This window comes from Streptomyces caelestis, from assembly GCF_001279005.1.
GTDB lineage: Bacteria > Actinomycetota > Actinomycetes > Streptomycetales > Streptomycetaceae > Streptomyces > Streptomyces heliomycini.
The window spans coordinates 1-15,294 of record NZ_LGCN01000166.1 but is presented as its reverse complement, the minus strand read 5'-3'; the positions used below and the strand labels follow the sequence as shown (position 1 = coordinate 15,294).

Annotated in this window: 11 protein-coding genes; 9 read left to right on the top strand and 2 right to left on the bottom strand. The window is 62.2% G+C overall.

The window, feature by feature from the left end:
* Positions 1-3 precede the first annotated feature (3 nt).
* The gene (gene dndA, locus ADK41_RS14965) at positions 4-1,158 is read right to left on the bottom strand and encodes a cysteine desulfurase DndA (RefSeq protein WP_030834262.1); all 1,155 of its coding nucleotides are present in this window, start codon (positions 1,156-1,158) and stop codon (positions 4-6) included.
* A 245-nt stretch (positions 1,159-1,403) separates the two neighbouring features.
* Here dndA and dndB point away from each other — a divergent pair, with 245 nt between their 5' ends.
* The 9 genes from dndB to ADK41_RS14920 all read left to right on the top strand — a co-directional run bounded on the left by dndB (position 1,404) and on the right by ADK41_RS14920 (position 14,723).
* On the top strand, positions 1,404-2,543 hold the full coding sequence (dndB, locus tag ADK41_RS14960) for a DNA sulfur modification protein DndB (protein WP_037805139.1): 1,140 nt from the start codon (positions 1,404-1,406) through the stop codon (positions 2,541-2,543).
* Positions 2,540-4,120, top strand: a complete 1,581-nt coding sequence (gene dndC, locus ADK41_RS14955; RefSeq protein ID WP_030834267.1) for a DNA phosphorothioation system sulfurtransferase DndC — start codon at positions 2,540-2,542, stop codon at positions 4,118-4,120. The genes dndB and dndC overlap by 4 nt, the downstream gene beginning before the upstream one ends.
* Entirely contained in the window at positions 4,107-6,134 is a 2,028-nt protein-coding gene (gene dndD, locus ADK41_RS14950; RefSeq protein WP_030834269.1) for a DNA sulfur modification protein DndD, read from the top strand. Before dndC ends, dndD begins: the two co-directional genes overlap by 14 nt.
* Positions 6,124-6,504 (top strand): DNA sulfur modification protein DndE, encoded by a 381-nt coding sequence (gene dndE / locus ADK41_RS14945; protein WP_030834271.1) that lies wholly within the window; start codon positions 6,124-6,126, stop codon positions 6,502-6,504. The genes dndD and dndE overlap by 11 nt, the downstream gene beginning before the upstream one ends.
* 1,313 nt (positions 6,505-7,817) lie before the next feature.
* Positions 7,818-9,869, top strand: coding sequence for an Lsr2 family DNA-binding protein (locus ADK41_RS42510; protein WP_199822418.1), 2,052 nt, complete (start codon positions 7,818-7,820; stop codon positions 9,867-9,869).
* Complete coding sequence (locus tag ADK41_RS14930; protein WP_030834278.1) at positions 9,869-12,013, top strand: DNA phosphorothioation system restriction enzyme; 2,145 nt, start codon at positions 9,869-9,871, stop codon at positions 12,011-12,013. The genes ADK41_RS42510 and ADK41_RS14930 overlap by 1 nt, the downstream gene beginning before the upstream one ends.
* A 27-nt stretch (positions 12,014-12,040) precedes the next feature.
* Positions 12,041-12,205, top strand: coding sequence for a hypothetical protein (locus ADK41_RS41675; RefSeq protein WP_158717711.1), 165 nt, complete (start codon positions 12,041-12,043; stop codon positions 12,203-12,205).
* Positions 12,202-14,256 carry an AAA family ATPase gene (locus ADK41_RS14925; protein ID WP_030834281.1) on the top strand — a complete coding sequence of 685 codons (2,055 nt, stop codon included), beginning with the start codon at positions 12,202-12,204 and terminating at the stop codon, positions 14,254-14,256. The genes ADK41_RS41675 and ADK41_RS14925 overlap by 4 nt, the downstream gene beginning before the upstream one ends.
* Entirely contained in the window at positions 14,256-14,723 is a 468-nt protein-coding gene (locus ADK41_RS14920; protein WP_030834284.1) for a DNA phosphorothioation-associated protein 4, read from the top strand. The genes ADK41_RS14925 and ADK41_RS14920 overlap by 1 nt, the downstream gene beginning before the upstream one ends.
* 333 nt (positions 14,724-15,056) lie before the next feature.
* On the opposite strand, the gene ADK41_RS14915 is transcribed toward ADK41_RS14920, so the two are convergent.
* The coding region (locus ADK41_RS14915; RefSeq protein WP_209438647.1) for a transposase at positions 15,057-15,294 on the bottom strand (238 nt) is incomplete at its 5' end.

Genomic DNA, 15,294 nt, shown 5'->3' with positions numbered 1-15,294 from the left:
TGGTCAACCTCCCTGAGGCTGCATGCTGGCGATCGTCTCGGCGAGCGGGAGTGGATCGAAATCGGCTGCCTGGGAAGGGAACCAGGAAAGACGCAGCCCGTTGGCAGCCACGGCGTCGTCCAGGCCCATCGCCTGAAGGACATGGCTGGGCGTGTAGGAGGCGCTGGTGCAGGCCGAGCCGGTGGCGATGGCGACCTGGTCTTTGAGACGGACGATGAGTGCTTCGGCATTCAGCTCATCGAAGCTGACGTTGAGGATGTGGGGGACGCTGTGCTCGGGGTCTCCGTTGAGGCGGAAGCGCGTCGCGCTGAGCGCAGCAAGGATCCGTTCGCGCATCGCCTTCGCCTCCCGCTCCCAAGTTTCCCGGCTCTCGGTGAAGATCTTCACGGCCTCGGACAGACCCATGATCAATGGAACAGCGAGGGTGCCAGGGCGCAGTTTGCGCTCCTGTCCACCGCCGAACATGATCGGCTCCAGCGGCACCCTGTCCCATCCCCGTCGGCGGGTGACAAGAGCGCCGACGCCCTTTGGGGCGCCGATCTTGTGGCCGGAGATGCTGATCAGGTCGATGGGCGCCATCAGGTCGGCGGGGACCTTGCCGTAGCCCTGAGCGGCGTCGACATGCAGATAGGTGGGCGTGACGCGCAGCTTCTCGGCGAGTTCGGCGACCGGCTGGATGACGCCGGTTTCGTTGTTGACGTGCATCAGCGACACCGCCAGGGTGTCCGGACGCAGCCGCTCCAGCACGGCGTCGGCGGTGATGCGGCCGCTGGGGCCGGGGGAGAGGAAGTCGACCTCGAAGCCGCGGGTATCGCGTAGGTGCGTCAGCGGCTCCAGTACCGCCTTGTGCTCGATGGCGGAGGTGATGATGTGCTTGCGACCCGTGAGCTCGCCGTGCGGCGCCAGCCCGAGCAAAGCGATGTTGTTGGACTCCGTCGCCCCGCTGGTGAAGATCACTTCTTCCGTCTTGGCGCCCACGGTGCTGGCGATGAAGGAACGCGCCTGCTGAACCGCCTTCTTGGCGCGTGCACCGTACTCGTGGGTGCGGCTGCCAGCGTTGCCGAAGTCTTCGGTCATCCAGTGCAGCACCACCTCGGCAACCCGCGGGTCCACCCGTGTCGTCGCCGCCACATCCAGATACGCCACCACGGCGCTCACCCGCCTCTTTGCACGCTTGCATAACGGTCGTACGTCAAGTGGTTAACGTACATGCTGAGACTGCAGCGCACGAAGCCATCGCCCCAGTACGTCAACATCGTCCTTGCGGTGCTTGTTCCCGTGTCGCTTCGCCGACTGCAGACGCATGGTCGAAGGAGTGGTACGTCATTTTGTGCACCTGAGTACGTCGAGACGAGAGTGACGTACGTTTCTCAGGAGACGTACGCGCACGCTAGAGTGCACGGGTGCAGACTGAAGCGGCGAGCAAAGCTGCGGGGCGGGCTGTCTCGCGAGTGTCTAATGGCTTTGAGTACATCTTCCCTGCGATCCGCGGGGTGCAGGCGGGACGGGAGTTTTATGCATCGATGTGCCCGTTGCGGCTCATCCCAAAGATCTTCCTTTTCGACGAAGATGATCTCTCTGCCGAACTGAGAGCCCAGCGCGTCCTGAACAAGGGACGCCTGCCGGCGCTCGCCCGCTACATCCTCGACAACCCCGAGGACTACGTCTTCAGTGCCCTCACCGCCTCCGTGGACGGAGACATGCTCTTCGATAGCCAGGGAGCCGAAGGAGCGGCGCACCGCACCGGGCACTTGCGCATCCCGATGGACGCACGCTTCCTCATCAACGACGGACAGCACCGTCGTGCCGCAATCGAGCTGGCGTTGAAGGAAAACCCGGACCTGGGTGACGAGACCATCGCCGTGGTTTTCTTCCACGACACTGGGCTCGCCCGCTCCCAGCAGATGTTCGCCGACCTCAACCGGCACGCCGTCCGCCCGGCGCGTTCCATCGGCGTGCTGTACGACCACCGGGACGTCAACGCACAGATCACCCGGTCCCTCACCGAGCGCTCGACCATCTTCAAGGGCTTTGTGGAGATGGAAAAGAGCACCCTGTCCGCCCGGTCCCGCAAGCTGTTCACCCTCAGCGCCTTGTACTTCGGCAACCAGTCCCTGCTCCAGGGCCTCGAGCTGAAGCAGGAGGAGGCCAGCCAGCTTGCGCAGTCGTTCTGGGAGACCATGGATACGGCGCTGCCCGAGTGGGCGATGGTGCGTGACAAGCAGCTGTCCGCTCAGGAGATGCGCCGGGACTTCATCCACAGCCACGGCATCGCCCTGCATGCGCTCGGTCGTATCGGCAACTCCCTGCTGCGGGAATCAACCAAGGCGACCGCATGGAAGAAGAGGCTGGCTCCGCTGAAGCACGTGGACTGGAGCCGGGCCAACACCGACTGGGAGGGACGCGCTATCGTCGGCGGCCGCGTCTCTAAAAGCCATCAAAACGTGACACTCACCGTAAATTATCTGCGCAAGCATCTGGGTCTGGAGCTGAGCCCAGAAGAACAGCGCGTGGAAGACGCATACCTGCGAGGCGAGGCATGACCACCATCCCCCTCAACCTCGGGCTCACCCCCGTACGTCGCAAGCCCTTTAACGGGCGTTCGCTGGACGAGGTCGTTACCGAGCTCACCGAGGAGATCCGCGAGCTCTACACCGCTGACCAGGTGCCCTGGGTCATCGGCTACAGCGGAGGCAAGGACTCCACCGCCGTCCTGCAGCTGGTGTGGATGGCCCTCGCAGACCTGCCCGCCGAGCAGCGCACCAAGGCCGTGCACGTCATCTCCACCGACACCCTCGTGGAGAACCCCGTCGTCGCAGCCTGGGTCTCCGCCTCGCTGGGCACCATGCAGGACGCGGCACAGGCGCAGAGCCTGCCGATCGAACCGCACCGCCTCACGCCGGAGATAAAGGACACCTTCTGGGTGAACCTCATCGGCCGCGGCTATCCTGCCCCGCGCCCGAAGTTCCGCTGGTGCACCGAACGACTGAAGATCAAGCCGTCTAACAGCTTCATCCGCAGCGTGGTCGCTGCCCACGGCGAAGCGATCATGGTGCTGGGTATTCGCAAGGCAGAAAGCCAAGCCCGCGCCCGCGCCATGGAAAAGCATGAGAAGCGGCGCGTGCGCGACCGCCTCTCCCCCAACGCCAACCTGCCCAACTCCCTCGTCTACAGCCCTGTTGAGGACTGGACCAACGACGATGTGTGGGAGTTCCTGATGCAGAAGCCCAACCCCTGGGGCTACAACAATCAGGACCTGCTCACCATGTACCAGGGTGCTTCCGGGGACGGCGAATGCCCCCTCGTGGTCGACTCCACCACCCCCTCCTGCGGCTCCAGCCGCTTCGGCTGCTGGACCTGCACCCTCGTCGAGCAGGACAAGTCCATGTCCGCCATGATCCAGAACGACGAGGAAAAGGAGTGGATGCTCCCCCTGCTGGATCTGCGCAACAAGCTCGACGCCCCCTTCGGCCACTACCAGGAGGGCGACCCCGATCTCCCGCCCGGCCGCAAGGCACCCTTCCCGCGCCCCGACAAGCCGGCCCGTGACTTCCGCCGGATGAACGGCAAGGTGATGCTGTTCAACGACGGTGCCATCCACGGCCCCTATCTGCAGTCCTACCGCGAAGAGTGGCTCAAGGAGCTGCTCCAGGCGCAAACATGGATCCGTGCCCACGCGCCCGAGCACGTGCAGAACATCGAACTCATCACGCTCGACGAACTCCATGAGATCCGCCGGATCTGGGTGTTCGACAAGCATGAGGTCGAGGACAGCCTGCCGCAGATCTACCGGGACGCCACCGGCGAGCCGTTCCCGGGTGGCCCGCTGGATGAGCAGCTTGTCATGGGCTCTGACGAGATGGATGTCCTCAAGCAGGTGTGCGACGGCGACGACCTGCACTACAACATGGTCCGCGAACTCCTCGCCGTCGAGCGGAAGTACCGCACCATGGCTCGCCGTTCCGGCCTCTTCCAGGCTCTCGAGCAAGCCGTGCAAAAGGGCTACTACGACAACCACGAAGATGCCGTGGAATTCGCTACGCGCAAGAAAAAGTGGCGTGAAGACATCGCTGAGAACCTGACCTTCGACGACGAAAACGAACTTGATGCTCCTGCGTAAGATCACCCTCGAAGAATTCGGGGCCTACCGCGGCAAGCAGTCTCTTGATCTCACCCCCAAGAAGAACAAGCCGATCATCCTGATCGGCGGGTTGAACGGGTGCGGCAAGACGACCCTTCTCGATGCCATCCAGCTGGCGCTCTACGGAAACCGGGCCCGCTGCAGCGGGCGCGGCACCAAGGCTTACGACGCCTACCTGCGCGAAAGCATCAACCGCAAGGCCGACCCCACCCGTGGCTCTGCCATCACTCTCGAGTTCACCGTCATGACCGGCGGGCACGAGCACTACTACCGCGTCGTCCGCAGCTGGCACATCAGCGGCAAAACCCTCAAGGAATTCCTCAACGTCTACGTTGACGACACCTACGGCGCACGCGCAAAGACCCAACGCGACGTCACGCCCGAGGGCAAGTTCAATCGGCTGTTGAGCGAGGGCTGGGCCGACCACGTCGAATCCCTCCTCCCTCTGGAGATCGCCTCCCTGGCTTTCTTCGATGGTGAGAAGATCGAATCACTGGCCGACCCCGAACGGGCCGCCTCCGTCATCGAGTCCGCCGTCCACTCTCTCCTGGGCGTGAGCACCGTCCAGCAGCTGCGCAACGATTTGCTGGCCCTGCAGCGTCGCCAGAAGCTGTCCGACGAGGAACAGCACCTGCTGGATAACATCCGCACCCAGGAAGTCGAACGCGAAGCGGTGCTCTCCCAGTACGACATCGCCCATCAGGAACTCGCCCACTCCCGCGCCGAGTTCGGTAAGGCGCAGCGCAAGCTGGACAGCCTGGAGAAGGCGTTCGCCGACGAGGGCGGCGATCTGTTCACTAGGCGCATCGAGCTGGAGAACGACAAAAAGCAGACCGCCGCCCGCCTGGCCCAGGTGCGCGCCGAGCTGATCCAGCTTGCCGCGGGCCCGCTGCCCCTGCTGATGGCCCAACCGCTCCTGCAGGACGTGCGCTGGCAGGCCGAAAAGGAGCAGGAAGCCCAGCAATCGGCACAGGTTCTGGAGGTACTCGAAGCGCGTGACCAGTGGTTGCTGGATCTGGTGCCCGACACCGTCCGCGCCGATGTGCTCAAGCAACTGGACGCCGACCGCGCCGAGCGTGCTGACAAGACGCAGCTGCCGGTGGACCTACGCTTGCCGCACGACGCACTGGCTCAGCTCACCGTCTTGAATGAACTCCTGCAGCGGGACCAGGAGCGCTCACAGCAACTACTGCACAGCGCTGCAGAACTGACAGAACAACTCGACCAACTGGACCGGCAGCTCGCCGGCGTCCCTGCCCAGGACAAGGTCGAAGCCCTGCAAGTCGCCCGGGATGAGCAGATCGTGGAGGTTGCCCGCAACCAAGCCGCCTGTGACCGCGCCACGGCCAAGCTGGAGGACCTCAAGCGACGCCGCGAGCACGTCACCACCCTGCTCGAACGGGCCCACAAGGAGTTCGTTCGCACCAAGGTCAAAGCAGAAGAAGTCGAGCGGATCATCAAATACTCTGAAAAGGCCCGCGACACTCTCGAACGCTTCGGCTCCGCACTCCTCAAGCGGCACATCAGCCGACTCGAAGTGGCCGTTCTGCAGAGCTTCAAGGTCCTCATGCGCAAGCAAGGACTCGTGCACGACCTGCGCATCGACACCGATAAGTTCACCCTCACCCTCGCCGATGCCGACGGGGAGCCCATCGACCCCGCGCGCCTGAGTGCCGGCGAGCGCCAGCTCTTGGCCGTCTCCTTGCTGTGGGGCCTGATGCGGGTCGCGGGCAACCGCCTGCCCAGCGTTATCGACACCCCGCTGGGCCGCCTCGACAGCCGTCATCGCGAGCACCTCGTCGACCGCTACTTCCCCAATGCCAGCGACCAGGTCCTCTTGCTGTCCACCGACGAGGAGATCGACGAGTACCTGCTGGGCCGCTTGAAGAAGTCCGTCGCCCAGACCTACACCCTTGTCCACGACGACACTGAGTTCACCACCGCTGTCGTCGAAGGCTACTGGTGGAACGCAGGAGCACAGCATGCCGGTTGACAACGTCCGCCTGTCCCAGCCAGCCAAGGACCGGCTGATCTACCTCAAGCGCACCACCGGCATCACCCAGTGGAACGTACTGTGCCGCTGGGCGCTGCTGCTGTCCCTCAAAGACCCCTCGACTCCGCTGGTCAAGGACATCGTCACCGACTCCAACGTGGAAATGACCTGGAAGACCTTCGCCGGCCAGCACGGTGATGTCTATCTGGCCCTACTCAAGCAGCGATGCGCGGCGATTGGGCAGGAAGTCTCCGATGAGAACGTCGCTCGCATGCTGACCGTGCACCTGCACCGTGGCATCGGATATCTGGGCGCGGACAAGGCGATGGCCACCATCGAAGGAATGATCGGCGCCGTCGTGCCCTCCTGACGCTCCTCCCCCTGAGTGACTGCCGAGGGCACACATTTGCCCGCCTGGCACGCCCCACGACCCGTCCGCTAAGACAAGGCACACTCTTCCCCCCTCTGTCGGGCATGCGAGCCCTCGTGTGCCCGACAACTTCATGTCCGAAGCACCGCACGCTCCCGCAGCCTCTGCAGTATCCCTCGCCCTGCGCAGTCACCGCGGAGAGGCCTTGCACGAGCCATGGACACGACTGCGACGCCACCGAGACCGCTCCGCTTCGCCGTGAGCTTGCTCCAGCCGGCAGCTCACGCAGGCGGCCAAGCTTCCACGTCAATAACGGGCGCTTAGCTCCTTTTCGGCCCCCGAGCGCGACGTCGGCTTCGTGCAGGCAGCGAGGGGGTGTGCGCACATGACGCTCCGTTCCGTGCCACCAATTGGCCCGCAGGGAGCCATTCATGCGACGGGACGGCGGCAACCACTCACGCAGAACATCACGGTATGTCACATTTGAACATGTATGTCATTGAGGGCGATCCAGCGGGGGACCGTTCACACCACCAAGCGCCCGGTATGCAGCAGGTCCTGATTCAGCCTCCGAGGGGGATAGTGGTTGAATCGTGATACATCGAAGAGAAGACGCCTACCTGCACGTTCCGCTACGATGCCGGGCGGAAAGTGGACGCCCCCACCGCCACGTTCCGCTTGCCGAGACGCAAAGTGCGAGGCAGAGCGTGGCATTGCCCGCACTGACTCGTCGCACCATGACGATGCGTCGCCTTCGGTGATTGGTACGCGCGAAAGGGCAGGACTCAACTCTTCATGCTGCAGAACCTTTTGCACCGCACACGACCGGATCAAGCCGCCGAGGGAACGTGCGCGCCGACTACTGCACACTCTGTACCCGGTGATGGCGGCGGCTCCATAGGGGCGGCACTGGTCGGCCAACAGGGTGCCCTCAGGTTGTGCCCTGCTCAGCAGGTGTGGTCTGACCTCCGCCTGTGCTGCAGCAGCCCCGCTGCCCACGCCCAGCTTCGAACGTGGGCGGCACACGATGGTGAAGTGCAGCAAGTACGGTCGACATCCATCGCACTCACGCCGTTGCCCCAAGGCAGGCGACAACCCACCCTGCATACTCGGGCCGACGGGGGCTGGCCCTTGCCCCGTTGAGGGGCTCGGCGATGTAACGGACTATCGGGGGCGGGGGGTTTGCCGCATGCGAAGCTGCGAGAAATACCGCGGGGTCATCAATGAAGGCCGACTTCTCGGGCCGCTGACCTTCCGTACGGGTGAAGTGCATATCCGATATGGCAGTGAAGTAACCATGGTGGGAGCATAAAGTGTCAGCGTTCTCAACGGAGTCGTCGGAGCATGTTGACACGTGGATTGATTTTTTCCCGTGGGTCGAATATCTCGATGCCCCAGACCTTATCGACCTCCAACGACTCGGGGGACCCGCTCAGTGGTGGAGTAAGGAAAGTCCGACGCAGACGGCGATGAGACGAGCTTCCATGGAAGAAGTCTTTGACCTGCTCGGTGGCATTCTGCTGTCTAGCGGGAACCTCGTGGACGAAGACTGCGTAATACTCTTTCCTGCTTTGCATGCCACCACTGTCATCGAAGACCTCGATATGGAAAACGACGGTGCTACTGCAGCATTGGTGGAGTTCGGAGTTCTTGCGCTGGGTGATTTGCGGGGCATAACACCGCATGATCTCAGTTTGCACCTTCCCCTGACGCACGATGAGGTGGTCACCCTCCTGGGTGCTGTAATACGTGCAGTCGCCCTGCCAAACGAGAGCTCGCACGCTGTAGCGGTAACACAGTGGTTCAGTGAGCTGGACAGCGTGGAGCAAAGTATCCTGCTCTTGCATCGATGTGCCCCAAAACGTCAGGAACTGTCCACACTGGCGATGCAGCACCGCATGCCTTTGGAACGCTTGCAGGAACTCTGTGAAGAGCTATCCCATCGCTTCGACGCTGCCATGGCCACATCCTCTGCTTTGCGGGCAGCCGTGGCGGATTTCGACCACGTCACCCATACGCCGACACCTATGGCGCAGCTCCAGTGCCGTCGTCCGTGGCTAGGCGGCTTTTTGCCGGGTAGCGATGTGAGTCTCGTGACGCTGTTGTCCTCCCTGCGGCATGCCGAAGTGCGGGAACAATGGATATGTCGTCCCTCTGTGTGCGGGCAAGTGCAGAAAACTCTGAGCATCCTTGGTTTTGAAGAGGATGAGGTTATGGCACTTCCCGTTGCTCGGAGAATATTGAGTCAACGGGGATGGGTTGCAGCGTACATTGATGCCTGGCTCGACTTTTGCGGGATTCCTTCCCAATCGGGTCAGCTGCAGTTTAGTGGCATGTCCACCCTCGAACTCGGTAATCTTCCGCGACGGGATGCTCAGCCCGCGCCAATCAATCACCCACCTGCGAAAAATCTCGACAGTGCGCCACAGTCTGGCACGCACGATCATGACGGGGATTCGGAGTCTCCTTCTTCGGCTGACGGCACATCATCGCAGGCAGATGCCGTGGCTATTCGCGCATGGGCGCGCAGCAACGGATTTGCCATAGGTGAGCGCGGGCGTATTTCGAGAGTTATTCAAGAAGCCTATGCTGCGGCGCGCGGTGACATGTCCCATGCTGCCTCTCCGCGAGAGACGCCACCACTATCTCTCACCCGGGATGACCCTTCCCGCTCGCCGGATAGCGCGCTTGCCGAGGAGTTCGCGACGCTCGCTGCTCTGCTAAACCCCGATGAGCAGGGCATAACAATCGGTTCTCTCTTGAGACTCGGGGAAGAGCTGCCGCCGCAGGCGCAAAACATTGTCCACCGCATCCTGAACGCCACCCTGGGGGAAAATGGCTGGATCGTGGACAGGGAAGAAGCCGCACAGGCTAGCGCGGGTGCTCCTGTCCGGAAAACGCTTAAGCAGCGCGCTCGGGAAGTGCTCCAGGCGGCCGATCATCCGCTTTCGACCGGCGAACTCGCCTCACGCATGGGCGACACCGTAAATGAGCGGTCCTTGAAGGTGCAACTTGCCGCGGACCTGCGTTTCACGCGCAGCGATATTGACTCCTGGGCGCTGACAGAATGGCAATTGCGCCCTTACACCAGCGTGCGTGAACTGGTGGAAGAAGAAGTCGATAAGGCGGGCGGCAGTATAGAAAGTGGCGAGCTCGTGAAGGTGTTGACGCAAGCTTTTTCCATCAAAGAATCCACCCTGCGACAGGTGTTCTCCTCTGCACCTTTCACTGCTCGCGGGGGACGAGTGCAACGCCTCAGCGACCTCGAGAGCGGGAGGTACCAAGGCGACACGCACCGGGTCGACGAGCCCGCCGACAACAGTGCGGGTGTTCAGCTCGCCCGGGATCTCGGATTGGACTTCTAGTGCACGCTATTGAAGCTCTCCGGGATGCCGGTCTTGGGGGAGAGTACCGTAGTGACCGCGGCAATGTTGTCGATGAGTTCTACGTACCGGCTCTGCGGGCATCGACCGCGTACGATCGTGCTGTCGGGTATTTCACGGCGTCTGTCCTGGCCGTCATCGGCGAGGGCATAGAAGAATTCACCCGGCGCGCTGGGACGATGCGCATCGTGGCCTCGCCCTATCTCCTCGCCGAAGATATCGCCGAGATCGAAGCGGGCTACGAGCTCCGCGCCGTCATGGAGAAGGCTGCCCTACGTGACCTGGAGCGTGCGACGGAAGACGTCAGGGCGGTACGCGGACTGGGCAAGCTCGGCGCGCTCATCGCCGAGGGGCGATTGGACATGAAGCTCGCCTACGTCACGGCCGGCAGCCGGGTCGGCATGTATCACGAAAAGATCGGCGTCTTCCGCGATGACCACGACCTCGTCGCGTTCAAGGGCAGCGCGAATGAGACGCTGTCGGGCCTGGTGGGCAACTTTGAATCCATCGAGGTCTTCCGTAGCTGGGACGAGCGAGACCGTGAACGGGCCTTGCGTATCAGCAAAGACTTCGACGACCTGTGGCATGACAAGACCCCCCTGCTTCGTGTCATGCCCTTCACCGACGCCGCCAAGCAGATCATCGAGCGCAGCAGCTGCGCTGGAGCTGACCCCAACGACGACACAGTAATCCCCCCGTCCGGCGCACCGATCACTGTCATCCGCGAAGACCGCACCGGCATGCTGACCATCCCTCCGCAGCTGCGAGTGCGCGACTACCAGAAGAGGGCCGTCACCCAGTGGTTTGCCCAGCAGGGCTGCGGCATCCTGCGCATGGCAACCGGCACCGGCAAGACCCTCACCGCCCTGTCCGCCGCCGCCCAGGTGACCAAGATGCTCCACAAGGCCGGCGAACCACTGCTCACCGTCGTGATCGCCCCCTACCAGCACTTGGTCGACCAGTGGGCGAAAGACATCGAGTGGTTCGGCGTGCACCCCCTGCGTGCCTACGAGTCGACCACCTCATGGTTTCCCCACGCCTCCCAAATGTTGGATGCGCTGGCGCTGCACGCCATCCGTGGTGGCGTCATCATCACCACGAACAAGACCTTCGGCGAGACCGCCTTCCAAAGCATCCTCCAGCGCTACCGCGGCCAGCTCCTCCTCATCGCCGACGAGGCACACAACCTTGGCGCCCGGCATATCCGCTCCAAGCTGCCCGACAGCGCGCAGTTTCGCCTCGGACTGTCAGCTACCCCGGAACGCTGGTTCGATGACGAAGGCACCACCGCACTCACCGACTACTTTGGCCCGGTGGTCTTCGAGCTGGGCCTCGGTGATGCCATCAAAGCAGGAGCACTGTGTCGCTACACCTATAAGCCCGTGATAGTAGAACTGGATGCCGATGAGACCGACCTTTACATAGAGATCACCGAAAAGATCGGCAGGCTGTTCGCGATGCAACAGTTCTCCGACCAAGCCGACGACAACAGCCCTCTAGGCCACCTGCTGCGTAAACGAGCCAACCTCCTCGGTCACGCCCGCGCGAAACTTCCAGTGCTACGACGGGAGATCAGCCAACGCAGTGAGGAGTGGTATCAGCTGCTGTACTGCGCAGAGGGACAGCACCCCCTGTCCTACGAAGACGGCGCCGCACCGGAGCCAGCGCAGATCGATCAAGTACTGGACCTTGTCGGCAACCAGCTGCAGATGCCCGCTGCTCGCTACACCGCCGAGACCAAACGATCCGAACGTCGCCAAATCCTGGAGCGGTTCGCCGATCGAAAGCTGCAAGTCATCGCCTCTATGCGCTGCCTGGACGAAGGCGTCGACGTGCCCGCCGCCCGCACCGCATATCTGCTGGCCAGCTCCTCCAACCCCCGGCAGTTCATTCAACGCCGCGGCCGAGTGCTGCGACAGGCACCGGGCAAGACCATGGCCGACATCGTGGACTTCGTCGTGGTCCCCCCGACCGACATGCCCGATCTGCAGGACCGCACCGAACGCAGCATGGTGGCCCGCGAGCTGGCCCGCGTGACGGAGTTCGCGCAACTGGCGGACAACGAAGCCGAGACCCTCGACCTCCTTCGTCCGCTACGCCTGCGATATGGCCTGCTCGACACCTAATCCACCGCATCACCAAACGGAGTAGACGTGAGCGAGAAGAAAACTGCGCAGGACGTGCTAAGTCAGCTGTCGCCCGAGGGCGTCAAACTGGCGAGGCGCGTCATCGAATTGGAGCGTGAGAACTTGCACATCAGAAGTTCCACCACCGTGGTCAATGAGATCGTGACGGCTGTGAAGGGGCTGATCAAGTGAAGCTGCTGAGGCTGACCCTGGACAACTTTCGTGCGTTCTACGGCCGTCAGACGCTGGATCTCGCCGTCGATGACTCCAAGCCGGCGGTGCTGATCTTCGGTAACAACGGTGCAGGTAAGACCACCCTCCTCAATGCATTCGCCTGGGCGTTGTACGGCAAGTTCTCCGCCGACGTAGAGCAGCAGCACCGCGTCATCCATGACCACAAATGGGCGGAGACCCCGCACGGCACGCCGGTCAGCGCCTCGGTGGAGCTGAAATTCGAACACGCAGGGGTAATCTTCACCGCGCTGCGTGAGGTGGCCACCGTCAAGAACACTGACGAGCAGATAGCTGTCGCAGCCAAACTCACCCTCAACGAGATTAGAAACGGCGAGAGCAAGCCCGTAGCCAACGGCCAGGACCGCATCGAGAAGATCCTTCCCGAAGGCCTACGTCGCTTCTTCTTCTTCAACGGTGAGCGCATGGAGAAGATGTTCGCCGGCGAGGAGAACAACGACGAGGTCAAACGCGCCATCAAGACCCTGATGGATCTTGAACCGATGGAGCGGGCGATCACCGAGCACCTTCCCGCAGCCGCACGACGCCTCGCGAAGGAGATCGACAAAGGTGGCGACAGCCGCCTTCAGCAGCTGCGCGATCAACAGGAAGGTCTCGAACAGCAGCGTGATGATGCCGCCCGGCGTGCGCAGAAAGTCTCCCGCGACATCAGCAGCTACGAGAGCGAAGTTCGGGAGATGGAGCGAGCGCTACGCAGCCACTCGGAGTCCAAGCCTCTGCAAAATGCTCGCAAAAAACTCGAATGGAAAATCAACGAGATGGGCGGGCAACTGCAGGACCGGTATGCACGCAAGCGTGAGATCCTGTCCAAGGGGGCATTTCTTGCCTTCACGTCGCACATCGACGAGACTGTGATTGGGCTGGCAGAAGCTATGCGCGAACGCCGCCAACTGCCCGCCGGCATCCAACGCGACTTCATCGAGGGCCTCCTCGAAGAAGGAATATGCATGTGCGGCACTCCCGTTCCTGAGGGGAGCGCGGCATATCACGAGCTGGACAAGCGCCGCTATAACGCTGGTCTTGCCGATGTGGAATCCCGCTGGATGTATGTCAGTGGACAGATGAAGCACCTCAGCGAGGCACGTCAAAAGCTCCTCGACGACTTGCGGCAGGCTACATTCGAAATCCAAAACTGCCAGAACGAGATAAAGAGCCTGGAGGAAGAAAAGAGCGAAATCGACCGCCAACTGCAGGGCGTCAACATTGAAGACGTACAGCGCCTCGAGCAGCGGCGCAAGGAGTACGACGAAAAACGCATTGACGGACTCGCAGAACATCGCCGTCTGGAAGAGCGCCGGATCGAGTTTGAAGCCCAGATCGACAAGATGAAGAGGCTTTTCAGATCCGCGCAGGCAGCGGACGAAGCATCCCGCAAGGTCCAGCGGCAGGTCAATCTCGTCAACGAGGTTCTGGACACCTTCCGCGAAGCACTGGAACTGAAGACCGAAGAGGTCCGCGAACAGCTTGATGTGAAGCTCAAGGAGGTATTCTCGAGGATTTTCATCAAGTCCTACGAGCCTGAACTGACTGACTCCTTTGAGCTGTTGCTGAAGTCCCCCGCTGGCATTGCCATCCGCAGCACAGGCGAAAACCAGGTCCTGGGCCTGTCCTTCGTCGGCGCAGTCTCGGAGATCGCCAAGCAGATCCACCAGCGCAAGGCCAAAGACAGCGAGGACATCATTGGCGAGGGGGGCATTTACCCGGTCGTCATGGACGCCCCCTTCGGTAGCCTGGATTTCACCTACCAAGAAGAAATCTCTCAAGCGCTGCCGAAGCTCACCTCGCAGATCGTCACCCTGCTATCCAACTCCCAAGCGAGCGGCAAAGTGATGGACAACCTCCAAGGGGCAGCCACCCGTATGTACGTGCTGCGCACTGTTACCCCTAACACCGGCGCCGCGCAAGAGACTATCGAGATCAATAACCGGGCCGTCGCCTACGTCACGCACGGAGATTTCGAGCACACCGTCTTGGAAGAGGTGGCCTTCTGATGGCATATGAAGACCGTTTCCGCAGGCCAGCCGCCCACGAGGATCTCATCTCGGCCCTGGCCGGCAAAGAGGGACCTTTCAACGCCATGGTGGATGTCCTCATGTTCGCCGCTGTGCTGGGCCGCAACAAGGGCAAACGCGAGCCCTTCGACAAACCTGGCGAGCCCATTCGCCTGGCGCTGATTGAAGGCCGTCAATACGGTGATGTACTCATCGACATGATCGCAGTAGCGGAGGAACCCAACGATCCGAAAATCCTCGCCGACGAGCGCCAGCCCGACCGGGTTGAAATCTTCGAGGAGTACGCAAACGGTGGACTCAACTACATCCAGGGCGAGATCAACGCCAGCGGCGGCCACGACTACGTCTCCATCATCAGCACCCTAGTCATGGACGCTCTGACCACACCCGACGAGCGGCAGAACGAATTCTCCGCACTGGTGCGAGCCGCAGATCTAGATTGGTAGCATGTAGGAGTCCGGGACAAGCCAACGTGGCATTGTGGCTGCAGTCCCGGACGTCTTCTGCAGACCGAGTCCGTTTTCGGTGCTTGCGGTCCAGAAAAATATATGCCAGTTAATACTCCAGCAGGATTTCTGTATTTGTCCTGGTCAACGGTCTGGCGGCGGGGAGCTTAGCCTCGATCTTTCGTGAGGGTCCGCCGACGGAGTCGGTGGGCCCTCACGCTTTCTGGAGCTGGTGGTGGGCAGGCCGGTGGCCCGGTTTTCGCGTCGGGTGGGCGCCGGCTTCCACTGGCCGGGATCGGGTGGTGCTGTCGTCGGGACGGTTGAGGTTGCTGGTCAGCCGGGGTTGGGCAGGAGCGTGAGTCGTTTGAGGGCGGTGGCGATCTCGCTGGTCCAGGGCCAGTGCTGGGTGAGGCGAAGGATCCTGCGTCGGCCGGTGGTGACGAGTTGGGCGGCCGCGGAGAAGAGGCGGAATCGCAGGCGGCGGGGTTCCCAGAGCCTGGCGGTGCCGGTGAGGGCGAGCATGGGCATCCAGGCCAGCAGGTCGAGGGCGATCTGGACGATCTCGAGCCAG

Bases quoted from the DNA above. Each gene is read 5' to 3' on its own strand.
- dndC (WP_030834267.1), top strand. From the start codon at position 2,540: ATGACCACCATCCCCCTCAACCTCGGGCTCACCCCCGTACGTCGCAAG.
- dndD (WP_030834269.1), top strand. From the start codon at position 4,107: ATGCTCCTGCGTAAGATCACCCTCGAAGAATTCGGGGCCTACCGCGGC.
- dndE (WP_030834271.1), top strand. From the start codon at position 6,124: ATGCCGGTTGACAACGTCCGCCTGTCCCAGCCAGCCAAGGACCGGCTG.
- ADK41_RS14920 (WP_030834284.1), top strand. From the start codon at position 14,256: ATGGCATATGAAGACCGTTTCCGCAGGCCAGCCGCCCACGAGGATCTC.